This window comes from Roseovarius halophilus (ex Wu et al. 2025) (assembly GCF_047086965.1).
Map to the genome: position 1 here is coordinate 1 of NZ_JBKOTX010000129.1, position 17,257 is coordinate 17,257.

Genomic DNA, 17,257 nt, shown 5'->3' on the forward strand with positions numbered 1-17,257 from the left:
CCGGCTGACCGGCCTTCCATCAGCTTGTCCAAAAGGTCTTTGTCGATGCTCATTCGTGGTCTCCTTTTCAGAACCGTTACCACGCCAGAGCACAAAATTCAGGATAGTCCCTAACCAGCGCAACGCGCTGTCTCAGAACCGTGCCCCGGTACAGGGTGATCTTACGCATACCCAAGAAATGACGCCTGGGATTGCGCGGCGCGCTTCAATCACCTTTCATTCTGTTTGTGCTTCACAACGATATCTCGCATTCCTTGCAGCGCACGCATTCCGCCCGCGACTAGGGGGTGATCGCCGAGGCCAAGTTTCGTCGCAGCGGCCCTGATCGCGTCGCCCATTTCCATGAACTTCTTGGCGCCATCGACCAGAAGTTTTTCACGGCGATTTAGATCGGCTTCTTTTGCCGCGGCGGCTTCCTCGCGCTCGGCCAGGGCGGCCTCACGCTCGACTATTTTCGCCTCCCGGGCTTCGCGCTCTTGGCGATCCCGGTGCGCCTGTGCCGCGGCTTCCATCCGCGCCTGGCGCGCCTCCGCTCCCATCTGATCTGCGCGCGCCTGAGCCTCGCGCGCGGCGGCCTCTTTGCGCTTTGCCGCGGCCCACGCCCGGGCCGCCTTCTTGCGCTTTTCGTCGAGCCGCACGGCTTCATCAGCGCGCCATTCATGGCAGGGGATATTCTCCCGCGGCAGCTCGCTTTCGGCTTCTGCAGCGAACGCATCACGGCGGGCCTGGGCTCGCTTTTCACCACGCACTAGGCCAGCGCTTTTGAAGTATTCGGTGGCAATATCGTGGCCCGCTTCATAGTTTTTGATGACCGGAATTGAAGACGGCTCAATGCGCCGCTGCTTGCCCGCTTGCTTGCTTTCAGACACGACCCACGGCGCGATAACAAAATGGATGTGATAAGCTTCCTCGTCCGAGTCTGACCATGCAGCGACGCACGCCAGTCCGAACTGATCGACCAGGAATTTCATAGCTGACCGGCGGAATGCGTCTTCTTTTTCGACGCTTGGAAAGCCGGGCATGTCGCCCTCGAAATGCTTCTTGTTCGCAGTCAAGACGCCTTCGCGCAACGGGCCCTCCGCGCGGTTTCTTTTCCAGGGATCGACCGGGCCTTTTCGCTTGATTTCCGCCGCCTCCTTCTTGCGCTTACGGATATAACGGCGAGCATGGTACGCGTGCCTTAAGTTGAGTTCGGCGGCGCGGTCGATGTCTTCCTCGAGATGCTCTTTCCAGCCCTCGCCACCGATCAAAAATTGATTGAGGTGCGTGCGACCCGGGCGGATGTGAGAAAGGTCGCCACCAGTGCGCGTCTGGTGCATTTCGACCCGGGAAAGCTGTCCAGGCCACAGCGGGCGCATGCCAAATACCAGGGGGTGTTGCTTCTGTGCCATCGTTGGGACTCCTTTTGAGGGAAGTGGAGCCCCAATCTTTTCGCCGCTCCTTTTGGGTGCGGGGTGGATACTCACTAAGCAACCTGCACTGCGCCCCTCCGGGGCTTGTTCAGGATTGCATCGTTCGGGCCTGCCAGCCGGGCCGCCTTCCGCGGGACACAAGAGAGGGGCTATCGCGCCGCCTCTCCTGGACCTCTCCACTCATCAGGGCTGGTCTCTTGCGACCCTCCCCGGCACCCCTCCCACGCGTCTCCCGACAGGCAAGGGGCATCGTTCCGCACTCCCCCTTGACCCCCTGCTCCCAGGGTTAGGGGCGCACGCGCTGCCCCTCCCCTGGACCCCTCCCGGGCGGCCTGCCGCGGACTTTCCCCCTTCATAAAAGAGTCATGCAGATTCAACGTGTTGCGAGAAAAGTGCGCCCGGTTGTTTCCGGCAAAAAACAATCGAAGACACGTGTCGAGCACCACAACAGGAGATACACATGTTCGACTACAATTTCGCACCATTCGACGGCGGCTGCCGCTTCAATATCACCGCTGATGACGGCGAACGTTACGATGTCGTAGTGTTGCCAGGGCACTGCGTCGTTGCGAGGCCCGGCGAGCCGGCCGAGGTCCTGCGGCTCAGCGCCGAAGCTCAGGAAGAACCGATCCAGTTCCGACTGCTCACGGCCATCCAAGCAATGCCGCCTCAGTTCATTTGCGCAAATTGCTTGCAGGAAGCCGTGCACTGGGCGCTCGATCAACTCGATTGATCCGCGTTCCAGAAAGTTCGCCCGGCCGTTTTGGCCGGGCACATCTGTGGATTGAGCAACCTGAGGTCTGGAAATTCTGCTGAGAGCGGGTCATGCATCCTGGCATTCCCATTTGATGTAGGCCTTCGTTTCGGAGGCCCATTTTTCGTCAATCTCGACCAGCACGGCACTGACGAGGCGCAGCAGCGCGTCCTCGCCGGGAAAGACCCTGACCTTGACGGTGCGCCGTTTCAGCTCCTGCTGGACAGACCGCTCGATCGGGTTTGACGTGCGCAGCCGTTTGCGATGGTGCTCGGGCAGCGTGAAGACAGCGAGGCCGAACAGGCGCAGGTCGCCGAGGAAGTTGCCGCGCTGCCAGAGAATGCGCTGATCGTCGACTGGTTGGCGGACTATGCGGTGCTCAGGGCGCAGTTAAGGGTGTGTCAATCAAACCGATAGCAGATCACGCAGTAAAGACATCTCATCTCGTCTCGCGAAATCCATGCACAAACCCAACAGCCATATCCCAAAGGGCCATGACCGGCAGGAAGACCAGCCAAAGCAAGAACACGGCAAGACGAAACCCAAACATGACCAGCCAGACTGCCAGCATGACCGCCATAAAGATCAGCTGAAGCTGAGCCGCCTTCTTGCCCCGCAGTTGGACGCCCGCGAACTTGAAAGACGAGTACTGCGGCTTCAGAAAATTAAAAGTGCCAGCCTTATTCTTCACCGATGCGCTGACACCTGTCTTCGACAGGTTGAAGCCAAGCGGACCCGCCCGCCAGCGCCCGATCAACTGGAACCGCCCGTTTTGAAGCGCGACACGCGTGCCATTTGCTACCCGTGACGACGCCCGCACACCCTTTGACGTATTTGCTGTCAGGTTCACACGGCCAAGTTTTTTCTCAGCGCGAACAGACACACCACCAGTCCGGGACGCCCGCGTGTACTTGCCGCGGTGTTCCACACGGACCTGTTTTCCGTCTTCGTCTTTTTTGCCGAGGCCGAACACTGAAAAGCGAGCCTTCTATGGATATCAAGGTGGTCACGTTGCACTGAACACCTTGAAGTGGTGCTTGGAAAATCCGCTGCGGAACGTGACATGTCAACGCCTGTCTGACACGGTAACCGTATGAGCAGACACCTGATCGCTTTGGCACTTGTCGGCCTAACCTCGCCCGCCGTCGCGTCAGGCGCGTGCTCGATAGCCGTTAATGGGCAGGTCTACCACGAAGGCGCATGTGAGCTGGCGGTCGATGGTGACGATGTTTGGCACATTAGACAGTGTACCGACGATGGATCATCCGGTTACTGGGTGCATCTTGTCTTGCAGTCGGACACCAAAGCCACAGGCCATTGGAATAAATACTATGGCGCCAGCCATGCCCACGCGCCTCTCGGCGAGCTGGCCCTCGAAGGCACGTGCTGGTCAAACGATGGTGCCTCGATATGTTTCGACACGCCACTTGAGCAGATCGCGTCCCAGCGAGAATCTGGAGGCGTCGAGCTTCGGGTGATAAGCCCTTGTTAGACCTGCCGGCTTAAGGACACCCTGATTGCTGCCGGCCGTCGCCCGGTTGCCGCGCGGGCTGATGGTGTATTTTGCCCCGCGCGGTCCCAGCGACAGCGAGGCCGTCGATTTCGACAAGTTCAGGGTCACGCCCGGGGCAAGGCGGATGCGGCGCCAGAAACGGAAACTCACGCCAATCTCATCCTAGCAATACCCTGCCCGTCGGATCCGAGATCGAGCCGCAGGGGTTTCCAGTTCCCGATACCGGCCGCCAGAGTAGCGCCGACAGTCCAGCGCATGACCGTTCGCAATGGCGATCGCGCCGATATCCTGCTCGCCGAGATAGCAAACCCCGACCCACCTGTCATAGGTTCGCTCCCCATTCAGATCGCACGTCAAAATCTCACCACGGACCAGCCTGGTCATAAATGCGCGCGCGTTCCGCCCGGCCCGCGTAGAGGTCTCGGGCCCGTCCACCCCGTTCAGTCGAACCGGGGTGCCCGCGACCACGATCGTGTCCACATCGCGCACGACGGTGACACGGCCTTCAATAATTCGGCCGGCAAGGGCCTCAGTGGCGGTCAAAAGGCTGGCCACAGCCAGCGCTACCCTCAGGACCGCTGTTCGACTGGATTTTCTCATAAAGCAACTCCTCTCTTAACTTCTGATCAGATTGGCGTTCAGTCCGCAATCTGCCTATCGACGCGCCGGATTGTCGTTCGTTCTCTGGCTAAATGTCACATCCCGGAAGGTAGTATGGCCGTTTCCTGAACAACGCTGGTTTGAGTTTGTGCCAGTCTTTCATCGCCTGCAAGGGCGTCTTGCTGCCGAGGGCTGATTGCGGGAGCTGCTGGTTGTAGAGCCAGACGTAGCGGTGCAGCGTGGTCTCCAGCTCCTCGCCGGATCGGAAGTGGTGGCTTTGCAGCACCTCCTCGATCCAGCCGTTGAAGCGCTCGACCATGCCGTTCGTTTGAGGCGATTTTGGCGGGGTCAGACGGTGCTCGATCCCGTGCTCGGTGCAAAGCGTGTCAAACTCGTGCTCGCCCGTCGCCGCGCGCTTGCGCAGACCGAAGAGCCGATCGGTGAACTCCTTGCCGTTGTCGGTGAGAATTGTCCGGATCCGCATCGGGCAGGCGCGCTCCAGGTCGCGCAGAAAGCGCCGCGCATTGGCTGCGGTCTTGGCCTTGAAGACCCGGATGAAGACCCAGCGGGTCGCACGATCGATCGCCACGAACAGGTAGCGCCGCGAGGTCTCATCAGCCATCTGAGGCAGATACTTCACGTCGATGTGGATGTAGCCCGGCTCATAAGCCTTGAAGGCGCTGCGCTTCGGCTGCGGTGCCCTGGCCTTGAGATCGCGCAGGTTGCCGACACCGTGCCGACGCAGACAGCGGTCCAGCCCTGAGCGAGAGGCATTCGGGTTCAAAAACTCGCGCAGAAAATCGGCATCATCGCTCTTGGCGATCACGCCCGGAAGGTCAATCATGGTATCGGTCATCGTGCTCTCCTTCGTTGTCATCGGTCTTTGAACAACCTCAGACTACGAAGAAGCGCGGTGGCCGCCAGACCCGGCCGCGCGCTGCGCTACGCCAAAAGGCTCCGCGCGCGGCCTCTTACACCACCCAGTGGGGCACTACCAGCTGCACCAGCTGCAAGGCAACTTCCGCGCCGCGGACGGCTACTTCGCCGCCGATCACACGTCCTTCTGGGGCACGAAAATCGGCTGAGTGCGCGTCTAGGTTAAGGGGCATCTCATTGTGGCTGCGCCTCTTTGGCGCCGATTTCGATCTGGTGTTCCTCGGAACGCAGCCATGCTGACAGGCTGTCTATCGACGCGACAATCTGATCCGGTTTCCTGAGCGCGCACTCCCACACCGTTGCAACGCGCCACCCGTCTTCGAGAAGCTCCCCGCGAACAGCTGCGTCCCTAGCGACATTAGCGGTGAACTTGGCCTGCCAGAACTCCAGGCGGGTCGATGGGGTGGTCGTGTAGCGGCACCCTTGGTGACGATGCCGAAGCACCCATGCACGAAGACGGCGGCGCGATACTTCGGCAGAACGAGGTCCGGTCGACCGTGGACCGTCTTCGAATGAAGCTGGAAGCGGAAACCGCGCGCGTGCAATGCCCACCTGAGAGCCAGCTCGGGCTTGGTGTTCTTTCCCCTGATCCCCGACATCATCCGGGAGCGGGTCTGCTGGTCCACGATATCGGTCAAATCCGTCCTGGTTTTCGTCCCTGAACCTAGTATACACCGGCTGAATGAAATTCGTCAGGAGCCTGATTTGCCTTCCACTTTCGGCATAGTCGATCTGTTCGCCGGCCCGGGCGGACTTGGCGAGGGCTTTTCGGCCGTGGGCCGCGAGGGGGAGGGCAAAATGGACATCCGACTGTCGGTCGAGCGTCAACCGATCGAGGTTCGGACGCTGAGGTTGCGCGCGTTCCTGCGCCAATTCGAGAACGGGTTTCCGAAAGCATACCATGATGCTCTGAATGTCGGCGGCCCCATGCCGGACTGGTCGGAGCTGCACCCGGCCGCTTGGCGGGCCGCGGAGGCCGAGGCGCAGCAACTCGAGCTTGGCGCAACCGGAAGCTTCGACCTGATTTCGGACACTCTTGACCGGACGCGGGAGGAATATCACGGAGACACGATCCTGATCGGTGGCCCGCCCTGTCAGGCCTACTCGCTCGCCGGGCGGTCCCGTAACCGTGGCAAATGGGATTATGTGCCGGAAAAGGACGACAGGCACTACTTGTACCGGGAATACGTCCGCATCCTCGACCGGCTGCGCCCGGCGGCTTTCGTAATGGAAAACGTCAAGGGGATGATTTCCAGCCGGGTCGATGGCGGCGGCATCTTCCAGCGTGTGCTGGAGGACCTGTCCGGGGCCGGCGATGGCTATCATCTGTTGCCCCTTGCGCAAACTCGGGGCGCCGACCCTTTCAAGGGCCGCGACTTTCTTGTCCGCGCCGAAGAGCATGGGGTCCCGCAAGCGCGGCACCGTGTCTTCGTGGTCGGCCTGCGCCGCGACATCGCGCCGCCCGCGGATGGTGCGCCGCTGCTTGGGCGGACCGAGGTGCCTGTCTCGGTCCTTGATGCGATATGTGACCTGCCGCGCCTCAGAAGCGGCCTGAGCCGCGGGGACGACGCGGAGGCATGGCGCGACGCGGTGCTGCGTCAGGCGGGCGCGATCCTAAAGTCGCGAAAGGTCCCGACTCCGGTGCGCGACCGCCTGGGAGAAATCTTGGTCGACGGGCTCGCGCGCGAAACATTGCGACACGATCACGGGCGGACAGGCAACGGTCCGCGCGTCGATAACGAACTGGCTGACTGGCTGGTCGACGACAGGCTTGATCGTGTCCTGCATCACGAGACGCGCGGACATTTACCGGACGACCTAGGCCGTTACCTTTTTGCGGCAACGTATGCCGAGGTCACGGGGACGTCCCCGAAGCTCTCCGATTTTCCCGAATTCCTGCAGCCCGCGCACCAGAACCGCGCATCAGGAGATTTCGCGGATCGCTTCCGCGTCCAGGTGGGCGAACGCCCATCCAGCACCGTGACCAGCCACATCTCCAAGGACGGGCACTATTTCATCCATCCTGACCCGCGACAGGTCCGCTCCCTGACCGTGCGCGAGGCGGCGCGGCTGCAGACCTTCCCGGACAACTATTTCTTCTGCGGTCCACGCACGGCCCAGTATCATCAGGTCGGCAATGCGGTGCCGCCAAACCTGGCGCTCCAGATCGCCCGCGTGGTCCGTGATCTTGTGACAGGCAAGTGATTACTCTCCATCCCCGCCTGCTGGTGCCTCGAACCCGTCCGCCTCGAGCCTTTCGAGAACCTCCACTGCGATGACGCACTGCTTCTCGGATGGCAGGCGATCGGGTATCCTGCTGCAGGTTTCCAGCACCCCGGCCTCCTTGGGCGTTACCAGACGATGCGCCTTGCCCCATTCGAGGGCCCCTTTCCAGAACGCCGCGCCGAGGTTCACGACTGTCGACTGGGCCTCTATACTGGACGTGACCGCCTTTTTCTTTCGCTCTTCATCAACGGCGGAGGCAGCTTCGGCCGGGGTCAGAAGATAGTCCTTCAACCCGGTCGGATAATCCAACTCCCGTTGCTGGAACTGCGCCCAGCAGGCCTGTTTCTTGGCCCATTCACTCATGTTCCTCACGCCTTCAGGCGGGTGGGTGATGACATCATGGGCTTCCGCAGCCGTTAGCAGGAGGGCGTCTTCCACCGGCTCCGGCACGGCCTGCTGTCGCCAGATCCTGTCAAGGTCGACCACCTTACCCTTCTCCTCCATGTCATGGGCAAGCTTGGCCATCGAATAGGTGACGATGTTCGCCCGGTAACCACCCTCATACCAAGGTTGCTGAGGCACGGCCTTCTCGAGGCGGCGGAAGATGATCGCCTTGGCGATCATCCGCTTGAACCAGGTCTCGTCGAAGCGGGTTTCGGACTTCTTCCACTCCTTCGCGATTTCCCTCTGGAAGGCGACGAAGTTCTTCTGAGCCCCTTGGCTGACCACGTGCGGCATGCCGGCCCACGAATTCTCGAATTTCGCGAGATCCGTCTTCGTGAAGTACTGCGCGCGCGGATACTCGAGGTCGAACTTCTTGCGCTCCGCATCCGTGCGATGGCCGCGTTCATCGGGATATTGCCCGCGCGCCCGTTCGTAGAACCACTTCGTCTCCTGATAGGAACTCTCGCCCTTTGGGGCGAGAATGCGGCGCGAAAATTCCTGCAAGCGCATCTGGAACGGGTGGTTGGACGCGAGGTCGGCATCGTTCACCTTGTTCTGGCTGTTGGCGTAGAGCGAGATGTTGGGGATCACCTCTTCGGCCGTTTCCGGCGGGACGACATTGAGCTTCATCTGGACATGCACCTCGTCCAGCCGCGCCTTGGGGCGTTTGGGTCTCTGCCGGCGCGACGCGTGGATGGACGCCGTCGTCTGCCCACCATTCACGATCTGGAGGTTGTCAGCCGAAACGAGAACTGGCCCTTCCTCGGTCTGCCGGATCTGCACATCGTCCGCAGTAGCCGTGATCCCGTTGTTGTAAGCAAAGAACATCTCGGGCTGATCCTCGAGCGTATCCCGAATGCCCCGGTTCACCTTGCCACGCGCCTGGAGGAAGCTTCGTACATTTGCCTCGAGCAGGCGCGTCCCCCATTTCTCGTAGATGTCGGCCAGCTGGCTGCCCCGTATCACAGCGATGTAGCTTTCGAGGGCCGCATCACCCATTGAGGCCCGGAGCACCGGGATCGCACCGCCGAAATCCTTCTCGAAGTCGATCAGCAGCTCCTCCCGGGTCTGACCGGACCGGATGTATTTCTCGATCCGTGCAAGATCCCAGACCGTGTAGGTTACCGGTCTCTCGTCGATCGTACCCGCAGGCAGGCCATCGGCTTTGGCACGCTTTTCCGCATTCGTCACGACGATCAGCTTGATCTTGGTGATGCTTGACCACGTTGTTGCGATCAGATCGGACAACATGAAGCCGGGGCTGGTCTCTTCGAGCTGTTCACGAAATTCCTCGTCCCGAGCATGCCTCAGGAAAGCGACAAGCCGGTTGAAACGGGATTTCAGATCATCTGCCCGGAAAAGACGCACCTCGTCAGTTGCCGAGAAATCACATAGTATCAGACTGAGCACGCCCTGTGCGTCCCGTGGATCGCCGCCGTATCCGTCGACTTGCAATTTCACATTATTTCGCCCGGACCCTTCGAAATAGGCAAAATCTGCCCCGTCCAGCTCACCGGCTTCGGTCAGGATCTCGCCCATCTTTTCGAAGAAGGCCTCGGTTGTGTAGGTGCCGCCAACATCCGCTTCGCCTTGGATGTCGGCGATGAGTTCCCGGTGAAATTCCTCGTACTCGGACATGGATCAGCCTTCCTCCGTGCCAGGCACGGACTGCGTGGTCGCGACCGCCGTGAGGAGATCTTCGTCCTCGACGACGAACGCCGCACAAGCGTCAAGGGCGACGGAGTATCGGACGTTCAGGACGCCCATCGCAACCGGCACAGGTATTCGTGGAAAGCCGTCCTCCACGCGGAAGACCGCCCGTTTCCCGACGGTCCAGCGCCGATCGCTGTAATCGTGCTGCCAGTCGAAACCCGTGGCAGCCAGAAGTCGTTCCCAAGTGCCGTACGCCGACATCGTCGCCGATCGGTAGATATCCTCGACCACCTGCACATGATCCGTCAGTGTCATGCCCTCCGGCTTTACGGCTGCATCAACATCATGGACCACGAGGAACAGCTCGGCATCCGCCACATCGGCCAGCTGATCCTCGGAGGATATCTGAACCTGAGGTCGGGCCGCGCCCCTGCGCGCCTTGACCTCGGCACACATGCCATGGAGTTCGAAGTCCTTGGCGCCATCCTCGGGGCCCCGCCATGCCTCGATCGCTGCCTCCGCTCCGATTTCGGTGCACAGGAGCTGGAGAAACTGCAATTCGCCGATCAGCCCCCTCTGCTCCTCGATGCTCAGGCGGTCGTATGTCCCACCGCGCAACAGATGATGCCAGCGCAAGGTCCGCCGCACGGCGCGGTCAAGCGCTTCATCAACCGTTTCGCCCTGTTCTCCCGCGAACACGATATCAAGGCACAGGTTCGCGAACAGGTCTATCTGCTCGGGGTCCCGAAGGGCCACGATAAGCGCATTTCGCGCCCCGAGCCTGCGGTAGCTCACGTCAAGGCTTCTGATCTTCGGGAGCGGCAGTATCCGCTCTGTATCCTCGGGCAAGGCGAGCGCGAGCGCGACATTGTCGTTTTCCACCACGGCCCAGAAGAAATCATGCCGGCCGCGCTTGTCGACGCGACGCGCCTCGTCAAACGCGAGGCCGTTCCACGGATTGCCTTCAGCCATCTTCCATCTCCGCGTCCTCGTCCAGGTCATCCTCTCCGAAGAGTTCCCGGAGCATGGTGGTATTCATGACATACTCGACTTTCTCGTCGGGCCGCGACGAAATCGGGAAGCTGATCCCGAAGGCGACTACTGGTTCCTTGGGAAGAAGATCGCCGAGTTTCTCGGGCTTCTCGGCTTTTTCTGGCAGCCTGACCGAAAGCAGGAACAGCACGAGGAGCGGCTTGCTGCGCGCGCGACGGTAGATGTGATCAGGAAAGTTGATCTTTCCGCTGTCTTCAAGGCGATGCGCCGCAAGGAATTCAGCTTCAGCGCGCTCCGCATCGTCCGCCGCGACACCAATTTTCTCGACGCCGCGCGATGCAACGCGCGCACGGCGCCCACTGATAGAAAGTATGCCATCCTCGAGACGCTCGACCCCAATGCTCCGCTTGGCCGGGCCTATGGGCCAGCCGAGCATTTCTATGGTTTCCTGTTTCTCGCTGACGCTGGCGATGAAGACATCCCACTTGTCCAATTCGTCATGGGCTCGGTCAGTTATGTATTTTCTCAGCGGCTCGATGGTGGTCCCCACGCTCTCGCGCGCGTTTCTGAAGCGGAGCAGGAACTCATCAATGCGGTCAACATCCACGTCGCGCAGGAGATAGCCGCCGGTGTCGCGGCTGGTGTCCGGATCGTGTCCATCATCGTGCAATGCGGTCAGGAAATCCCGCGCTGCGCTTCGGTTGTTCGCGAGAGCCACCGGATCGTTGAGAAGCTTGTGCGTCTCGACATAGCCGTTGGACAGGCCCACCCTCACGTGCTTTTCGCCCGATCCCAGCTTGTTTCTTGCCGTGACCAGCAGCGACGCCGGGTGACTGCGCACCGCAAGCCCGAACTGGAGCGGGGTCGCCCAGTCGCGCTGCATGCGCCGCAATTCCTCGTGCAACTCCTCGGTCGCGTCGGCGATGTGGGCATACCAGCCGATGGCCTGCGGCGGCATCCAGACGCGGCACAGGTCCTCGTAGCCACCACGATACCCGAACCAGCGTCCCATCTGCATGAGCGTGTCGTACATCATTGAATTGCGCAGGAAGTAGGAGACGGTCAGCCCCTCAAGGGTCAAGCCGCGCGACAGGGAGAACCCGCCGACGGCGATTACCGTCAACCCGCGAGCGCCTGCTGCCGAGTAGTCGAGGTCGTTCACGCGGCTGTTCACCTCCACGACCCTTGCCCCGCCTATCGAGTGCAGAAGCTGCGCCTGAATCTCGCTCCAGTTGGGCCATTCGTCCTGGAACTCGGCAGCCCATGTCGCGCGCAAGGCCGCAATCTCCGGGTCGCGAAGACCGCGCTCACCGAGTGACGCGTTTATGCGGACGGCGTCCCGGATCGTGTCGAGGACTTTCTGGAGCCGATTGCGAATGAGGCCCTGCATTTGGGTGAAACGGCTGGCGTTCACGAGCATCGATGCATGCTTGTCGGCCTGTCCGCGCAAGTCCCGGATCGTGCGCGCAACAAGGAAGGTGCGAAGCGCTTCAACCATGCTTTCGGGCAGGGTGACAAGGTCGTCATCCTTCCCGTGCTTGATCGGAAGCACATCCTCATTGTCGGTGATGTTGCGCAAGTAATATGGCTCCTCGTCGTCCGGCATGCCATCGAGGAAAACCTTGCGCGGGCCGAAGTAGTTGTTGGGCGCATCGAGACCTATGATGAAGTCGCGCGGGAAGAGGTCCTCCTCCGCCATTTCTTCGTCCTGCTCTGGATCTATGAAGATGTTGGCAAACGGGGTCGCGGTGTATCCAACATAGCAACTGCGCCGGAACAGGCCGAGCAGCTGGCGGATCTGACCGTTGATCGTGGAGACCTCCCTCTTGCCGTACTTCACGTTGATCGATGCGTTATCCGCCTCGTCGTCGATCAGCAACATGGGCTGGTCGACCATCTCGGAGGAGTGGTTGACGCTATGCTCGCGCAGCCATTCGGTGAGGTTCCGCAGGGTGTGGGTGTTCTTCTTGATGACCAGCACCACCGGCACCGCATAAGAGGCAATCTGGCTCGTGTTAGAGTTTGCTGTATCCCTGTTGAAATCCCTGATCGTGTTGGTCAGGCTGACAGGCGTGAACCTGTCATCGAAATCGGCGACGCCGATGAGCTTGGGCTTTTCACGGGTTCCGACATGGGCGAGCCGGCCGGTATCGCGCCCGATGAAGCCCTCGTCGATCCGTCCCTGGGTCTGGTTGCGCAGGTTGTTGTGGATGCCCGCGATCACGATGATCAGACGATATCCGGCGTCGGCCGCCTTGCAGACAAGGCCGGTATAGTTTGCCGTCTTGCCGCTCTGAACGTGCCCAACGACCATGCCCTTGCGGTCCCAGGATCGCTTGTCCCGGGGGTTGCCAAGGCGACCCAGTATCGTGTCCGTCACCTGGTCCGTCCCGTAGATGACATCCTGCGGCAGCTTGTTCCGGAACAGGAGCTTCTTGTAGCGCGACCAGTAATACCACGGATCGGATCCGCTCTCGATCTCGGGGCGCACATGTTCGAGCCATGGCTCGAAATCGCTGGCGTCGACGGTCGAGCCCAGCCCCATGCTTACACCGATCCGTTCCTCGATCTCGCGGGCGAGTATCTCGGCATCGTCATCGGTGACATCTGGGAAGTAGGGCATGCGACGCACATTTGCGATCAGCTCCCGGATGCCCTCTGGCGTTCGCAGGTCGCCGTCGGCAACGCCTTGCGACACCATGTTGTCGAGCTTGCTGATTTGGTCGCTCATTCGGGTTCCTCTTGTGAAAGAAGCTTGGCCAGAACCGGTTCGACCCGATCCCATTCCTTGCGGAACATGTCCGTGGTCTTCAGCATCGATCGCACCCCCGCCTCGGATATTCCCTGTTCGAGAAGATGCGGAACCATGGATTGCAGGGCCTGTTCCAACGCGTCCGGGTCGGCTTCCGTGGCCCTGACGGTCTCGGCCTGCCCCAGAAGGTCCGCGTGAAGGGACTCCACTGGCAAACCCGCACCCACCAGCGAGATGCAGTTCCGGAACTCTCGCCGCAGATCTTCGGGCAGACGCTCCTCGAACTCGACAAGCGTCGGGTGATCGGAATTCGGCTGATAAAAGATCGCCCCGTCTTTCATCAGCCGTTGCCACATCGGCGCCCGCGTTTCGTCGGTCAGCTTCTGGCCGCGTTTTCGATAGGTCCTCTTGGACGTCTGGACAAAGCGCTCGACGATCTTCCTGAGCCGGTCCTTGACGGCAGGCGGAAGCTGTGCCGAGGCCTTCTTGACGTCGATCTTCCAGTCCGCGTCCATCGTGTTGGGAATATCCACACGGATCCGGCAGAGCTTGGTCAACTCCGTCTGTCGCGCAAGCCCCAGCCAGCTGCCGCTGATGATCAGGCGATCACCTCTATAGATGTAGAACCCCTGTGACCTGAGATGCCCCTCCGGCCCGCCGAGTTCTTCCCACTCGGCGCGCGTCATGGCCTTGTGATGGGGGATCGTGAAGCTCCGGATGCGGACCACCCCGTGCGAGAGGGTCAGGGTTTCCTCGGGGTCGATCTGGGTCGCCGGGTGTTTGCTCGCGAACGGGTCGATCGGTGGAAGCACACGGTCGTTGATGGAGATCGATAGCCGCCCCTTGCCACTGCGCTCCATGAACCGATGAAACACGATCCTCAGGTGTCGTTCCGCGGCGGCGAGGGCCTGGTTGATGTGCTGCGCCCGCTTTCGCGCATCATGCTGATATCCGCCATCGACACGATCAAGCTTCTCCCAGAGGACAATCGTGCCGTCACCGCGCAGCAGGTCGGCGTGCGGTATTCCCGCCCCGTCTTCGATAAGCGAGATTTCCCATCGGTCGGTCTCGGCCACCTCGTCGAGATCCCAGCGCGCGCCGGAAAGCACGCCGTGGTGGCGAGACAGCATCGTCAGACGCCGGCACTGCGAGAAGCTGGCGCTCTTCAGTCCGAGACCGAACCGCCCCAGATCGTTGTCGGCGCGTTCTTCGCGCGGGTTGCGGCTACCCGGACGAAGGGCCTCGACCAGAGTGTCCCGATCCATGCCCGCGCCATCGTCCACGATCGCGATCGTCGGGTCGTCGGTCAGCGTGTCGGCATAAATCCGCACGGCGGAGGCCCCGGCCGTAATGGAATTGTCGATAATGTCGGCGAGCGCGGTCGGCAGGGAATATCCGATATCCCTGAGGCTCTCGATCAGGGCGGAGGCTCGCGGGGTGGCATCTGCCTTCTTCAGCCACTTGTTTTCCATTGTATAACTGCTTTGCGAGCTGCAATCAATATAAGTTGATATATTGCATACAGATCGCGGCACGCAACCTCAAGGCTTGAAGCAGTCTTGGTTATAATCACGCAAGCTGGACGAGCTACAGAAAGTCTAAAAACCTCGCGCTCTGACTGGGTTGCGCTAGACTGGGCATTGAAGGATGCCCGCCGATGTCCAAAACAGCCCGCCTTTCCCGCCCTCCGCCAGTCGATGAAAAAGAAGCAGGCGCGGCGGGAGAAGTTCTTCACCGAGCCGGAGGCGGTGGTGCCGTGGTCGCGCTTTCTCGCGCTGATCGAGCCACACTATCCCAAGGATTGTCGCAGGTTCTGCGCCACCGCATCTGCCGCCGACTTCACCGGCTCGGCGGCGAGGTGGGCGTAACGCGCCGTGGTCTGGACCTGCGTGTGGCCGAGCAGCTTGCCGATCATGGGCAGGCCCTGACCCGAGGCGACGGCCGTGGACGCGAAGGTGTGGCGCAGGTCGTGGATGCGGACGTCCTTGACGCCGGCGCGGGCACGGACGCGCTGCCAGAAGGGCTGGAGATCGCTCAGGCGCTTGCCCGGCAGGGTGCCGGCGATGACCCATGGGTTCCCGTCGACGCGCTGGGCGGCGCGGAGAAGGTCGACTGCGGGCTGACCGAGATGGACGACCTTGGCCCCGGACTTGGAATCCGGCAGGCGCAGGACGCGCTCGGCCAGATCGACGTGCGCCCATTGCAGCGTCATGATCTCGTTCAGCCGACAGCCGGTCAGGATGAGCAGGCGGGCGGCGAGGATGGCCGAGGGCAGTTCGATCCCCTCCGCCTCCATCTCGCGCAGCACCTCACCGATCCGGCGCAGTTCCGCCGCGCTGAGAAAGCGCTCGCGCTTCTCCTCGGGGTATTTGCGGATGTGCTTACGCGGGTTCGACGCATCTGGACGCAGCCCCCACATTTCGGCCAGCACGAACATCTTCGAGATCACCTCGAGGCAGCGGTTCGCCTGATAGGGGATATGGCGGAGGTCGTGGTGAAACTTCGCCACATCGGCCCGGGTTATCCCGCTGACGGTCAGACGGCCGAGCGCGGGCAGGATGAAACGTTCGAGGTTTCGGCGATACTCCTTGGCCGTGCTCGCCTTCACGCGGATCGCGATATGCTCCTTGTCGAACCGCTCCGCCAGTTCCTTGACCGTGATTGCCTTGCGACCCGCGTCTCGCTCGGCGGCGGGGTCATCACCGTTGCGCGCGGCGGACACGATCGCCATGGCGCGGCTGCGCGCCTGCTCGCAGGTCAGCACCGTGCTGGGCCCGAGGCTGATCCGCCGTGACCGGCGTCCAGCGCGGTACTGGACCACGTAGCCCTTGCGTCCGCTTGACAGGACCCGCAATCCGAAGCCAGGGATCTCGCTGTCCCATACGAAGTATTCGTTGGCTTTTTTTTCTGCAGCATCGACGATGCGCTTGGTAAGTTTGGGCATGATGGGCAGCCTTCCGTTTCTTTCCGCTTCACAGTGCGGAAGACGCCAAGACAGTCAACGAACACATTGATATTGCGCATGAAAAGGAAAAGGTGCGCAGTTCTGCGGGGGTGGTGCTGCGCGCCGGTGCGGGACAGAGATTGTTCCAGCGAATCAAAACGCAGGTTCCGGCTTTTCGACGACGCTGCTACAACCGCCAAAAAGCAACGGAACACTGATGGCGTCGAAAACCACCCTGAACGCAAAGAACTTGGAAGCGCTGGGCACCGAGCGCCTGGCGCAACTGCTGATCGAGGTCAGCTCCGGGAATGCGGCGGCCAAGCGCAAGCTTCGCCTGGAACTGGCGGGCGCACAGAGCCCGAAGGAGGCCGGGCGGGCGATCGCCAAGCGGCTGACCAGCATCGCCAATGCCAAGAGCGCAATCACCTGGAAGAAGAGAAAGGCCTTTATCGCCGACCTGCAGACCCAGCGCCGTGGGATTATTGACCAAGTTGGGTCAACTGACCCGGAACAGGCCTTGTTCCTGATGTGGCGTTTCATGGGCCTCGCAAACCCGGTCATCGAGCGTTGTCAGAGCGGTGATGGCGAAGTGATTGCGGTTTTTCATGATGCCTGCGCGGACCTCGGTCCGTTGGTGGCTGCGGCAAAGCCGAGCGCTGAGGTTCTGATCGATACAACTTTCGACGCCCTGTGTGAGAACAGGTACAGCCAGTTTGACAAGCTCATTTCCACGCTGACCCCGGCCCTCGGGGCCAATGGCCTGGAACGTCTGCGTCAAAAGTTGGAGGCGTTTCTGGAAACGTTGAATGCAACGGATCTCTCAACAGACATGATCGGACGACAATCCACCGCCGAATACATGCAAAGCATAGCGGAGCGTCGAAAACAGCGCATAGCCAAAAGCGCTCTGCTCGAGCTGGCCGATGCACAGGGTGGGTTGGGGCACGGTTTCCTGAGACAGTTCATAGCGCTAATTTTCCATCGAAGGAGAATGGACCATGGACGACAAGAACAGCTCGACACCTGGCGC

The 17,257-nt window shown here is 61.1% G+C and carries 14 protein-coding genes and 3 pseudogenes; 5 read left to right on the forward strand and 12 right to left on the reverse strand.

The features are described from left to right. Nucleotides 1–209: 209 nt before the first annotated feature. Nucleotides 210–1,391 (reverse strand): plasmid recombination protein, encoded by a 1,182-nt coding sequence (locus ACH107_RS21710; protein WP_412507582.1) that lies wholly within the window; start codon nucleotides 1,389–1,391, stop codon nucleotides 210–212. Nucleotides 1,392–1,872: 481 nt separating this feature from the next. Here ACH107_RS21710 and ACH107_RS21715 point away from each other — a divergent pair, with 481 nt between their 5' ends. After that, entirely contained in the window at nucleotides 1,873–2,145 is a 273-nt protein-coding gene (locus ACH107_RS21715; protein WP_412507583.1) for a hypothetical protein, read from the forward strand. A 90-nt stretch (nucleotides 2,146–2,235) separates the two neighbouring features. Here the strand turns inward: ACH107_RS21715 and ACH107_RS21720 are convergent, their stop codons facing one another. Next, complete coding sequence (locus ACH107_RS21720; protein ID WP_412507595.1) at nucleotides 2,236–2,475, reverse strand: transposase; 240 nt, start codon at nucleotides 2,473–2,475, stop codon at nucleotides 2,236–2,238. On the opposite strand from ACH107_RS21720, the gene ACH107_RS21725 reads away from it, so the two are divergent. After that, nucleotides 2,431–2,583: a hypothetical protein gene (locus ACH107_RS21725; protein WP_412507584.1), complete on the forward strand. Its 153-nt coding sequence runs from the start codon at nucleotides 2,431–2,433 to the stop codon at nucleotides 2,581–2,583. The genes ACH107_RS21720 and ACH107_RS21725 overlap by 45 nt on opposite strands. A gap of 22 nt (nucleotides 2,584–2,605) precedes the next feature. Here ACH107_RS21725 and ACH107_RS21730 read toward each other — a convergent pair whose 3' ends face one another. The 5 genes and pseudogenes from ACH107_RS21730 to ACH107_RS21750 all read right to left on the reverse strand — a co-directional run bounded on the left by ACH107_RS21730 (nucleotide 2,606) and on the right by ACH107_RS21750 (nucleotide 5,853). Further along, on the reverse strand, nucleotides 2,606–3,139 hold the full coding sequence (locus ACH107_RS21730; RefSeq protein ID WP_412507585.1) for a hypothetical protein: 534 nt from the start codon (nucleotides 3,137–3,139) through the stop codon (nucleotides 2,606–2,608). A gap of 417 nt (nucleotides 3,140–3,556) precedes the next feature. Continuing rightward, nucleotides 3,557–3,829, reverse strand: coding sequence for a DUF4236 domain-containing protein (locus ACH107_RS21735; protein WP_412507586.1), 273 nt, complete (start codon nucleotides 3,827–3,829; stop codon nucleotides 3,557–3,559). A 12-nt stretch (nucleotides 3,830–3,841) separates the two neighbouring features. Beyond that, nucleotides 3,842–4,279: a thermonuclease family protein gene (locus ACH107_RS21740; protein WP_412507587.1), complete on the reverse strand. Its 438-nt coding sequence runs from the start codon at nucleotides 4,277–4,279 to the stop codon at nucleotides 3,842–3,844. A gap of 88 nt (nucleotides 4,280–4,367) precedes the next feature. Further along, nucleotides 4,368–5,072 (reverse strand): annotated as a pseudogene (locus tag ACH107_RS21745) (integrase core domain-containing protein); the annotation flags it as partial. Nucleotides 5,073–5,389: 317 nt separating this feature from the next. Further along, nucleotides 5,390–5,853 (reverse strand): annotated as a pseudogene (locus ACH107_RS21750) (very short patch repair endonuclease). A gap of 160 nt (nucleotides 5,854–6,013) precedes the next feature. On the opposite strand from ACH107_RS21750, the gene ACH107_RS21755 reads away from it, so the two are divergent. Further along, a complete protein-coding gene (locus tag ACH107_RS21755) occupies nucleotides 6,014–7,420 on the forward strand; it encodes a DNA cytosine methyltransferase (RefSeq protein WP_412507588.1) in 1,407 nt (468 codons plus the stop codon). Here the strand turns inward: ACH107_RS21755 and ACH107_RS21760 are convergent, their stop codons facing one another. The 4 genes from ACH107_RS21760 to ACH107_RS21775 all read right to left on the reverse strand — a co-directional run bounded on the left by ACH107_RS21760 (nucleotide 7,421) and on the right by ACH107_RS21775 (nucleotide 14,755). Then, nucleotides 7,421–9,424 carry an AIPR family protein gene (locus ACH107_RS21760; RefSeq protein WP_412507589.1) on the reverse strand — a complete coding sequence of 668 codons (2,004 nt, stop codon included), beginning with the start codon at nucleotides 9,422–9,424 and terminating at the stop codon, nucleotides 7,421–7,423. Nucleotides 9,425–9,526: 102 nt separating this feature from the next. After that, nucleotides 9,527–10,510, reverse strand: a complete 984-nt coding sequence (locus tag ACH107_RS21765) for a PD-(D/E)XK motif protein (protein WP_412507590.1) — start codon at nucleotides 10,508–10,510, stop codon at nucleotides 9,527–9,529. Continuing rightward, complete coding sequence (locus ACH107_RS21770) at nucleotides 10,503–13,262, reverse strand: Z1 domain-containing protein (protein ID WP_412507591.1); 2,760 nt, start codon at nucleotides 13,260–13,262, stop codon at nucleotides 10,503–10,505. Before ACH107_RS21770 ends, ACH107_RS21765 begins: the two co-directional genes overlap by 8 nt. Then, entirely contained in the window at nucleotides 13,259–14,755 is a 1,497-nt protein-coding gene (locus ACH107_RS21775; RefSeq protein ID WP_412507592.1) for an ATP-binding protein, read from the reverse strand. The genes ACH107_RS21770 and ACH107_RS21775 overlap by 4 nt, the downstream gene beginning before the upstream one ends. A 225-nt stretch (nucleotides 14,756–14,980) precedes the next feature. On the opposite strand from ACH107_RS21775, the pseudogene ACH107_RS21780 reads away from it, so the two are divergent. Next, nucleotides 14,981–15,079, forward strand: a pseudogene (locus ACH107_RS21780) (IS5/IS1182 family transposase); the annotation flags it as partial. Here ACH107_RS21780 and ACH107_RS21785 read toward each other — a convergent pair. Next, nucleotides 15,073–16,227, reverse strand: a complete 1,155-nt coding sequence (locus ACH107_RS21785; RefSeq protein ID WP_412507593.1) for a tyrosine-type recombinase/integrase — start codon at nucleotides 16,225–16,227, stop codon at nucleotides 15,073–15,075. The pseudogene ACH107_RS21780 and the gene ACH107_RS21785 overlap by 7 nt on opposite strands. A gap of 217 nt (nucleotides 16,228–16,444) precedes the next feature. Between ACH107_RS21785 and ACH107_RS21790 the strand changes: the two genes are divergently transcribed. Beyond that, a partial coding sequence (locus ACH107_RS21790; protein ID WP_412507594.1) for a DUF6880 family protein occupies nucleotides 16,445–17,257 on the forward strand: 813 nt, incomplete at its 3' end.

Excerpts from the sequence above, each read along its gene's own strand:
- ACH107_RS21710 (WP_412507582.1), bottom strand. The coding sequence starts at position 1,391 with ATGGCACAGAAGCAACACCCCCTGGTATTTGGCATGCGCCCGCTGTGG.
- ACH107_RS21770 (WP_412507591.1), bottom strand. The coding sequence starts at position 13,262 with ATGAGCGACCAAATCAGCAAGCTCGACAACATGGTGTCGCAAGGCGTT.
- ACH107_RS21755 (WP_412507588.1), top strand. The coding sequence starts at position 6,014 with ATGGACATCCGACTGTCGGTCGAGCGTCAACCGATCGAGGTTCGGACG.
- ACH107_RS21715 (WP_412507583.1), top strand. The coding sequence starts at position 1,873 with ATGTTCGACTACAATTTCGCACCATTCGACGGCGGCTGCCGCTTCAAT.
- ACH107_RS21775 (WP_412507592.1), bottom strand. The coding sequence starts at position 14,755 with ATGGAAAACAAGTGGCTGAAGAAGGCAGATGCCACCCCGCGAGCCTCC.
- ACH107_RS21760 (WP_412507589.1), bottom strand. The coding sequence starts at position 9,424 with ATGGGCGAGATCCTGACCGAAGCCGGTGAGCTGGACGGGGCAGATTTT.
- ACH107_RS21740 (WP_412507587.1), bottom strand. The coding sequence starts at position 4,279 with ATGAGAAAATCCAGTCGAACAGCGGTCCTGAGGGTAGCGCTGGCTGTG.
- ACH107_RS21765 (WP_412507590.1), bottom strand. The coding sequence starts at position 10,510 with ATGGCTGAAGGCAATCCGTGGAACGGCCTCGCGTTTGACGAGGCGCGT.
- ACH107_RS21785 (WP_412507593.1), bottom strand. The coding sequence starts at position 16,227 with ATGCCCAAACTTACCAAGCGCATCGTCGATGCTGCAGAAAAAAAAGCC.
- ACH107_RS21725 (WP_412507584.1), top strand. The coding sequence starts at position 2,431 with ATGGTGCTCGGGCAGCGTGAAGACAGCGAGGCCGAACAGGCGCAGGTC.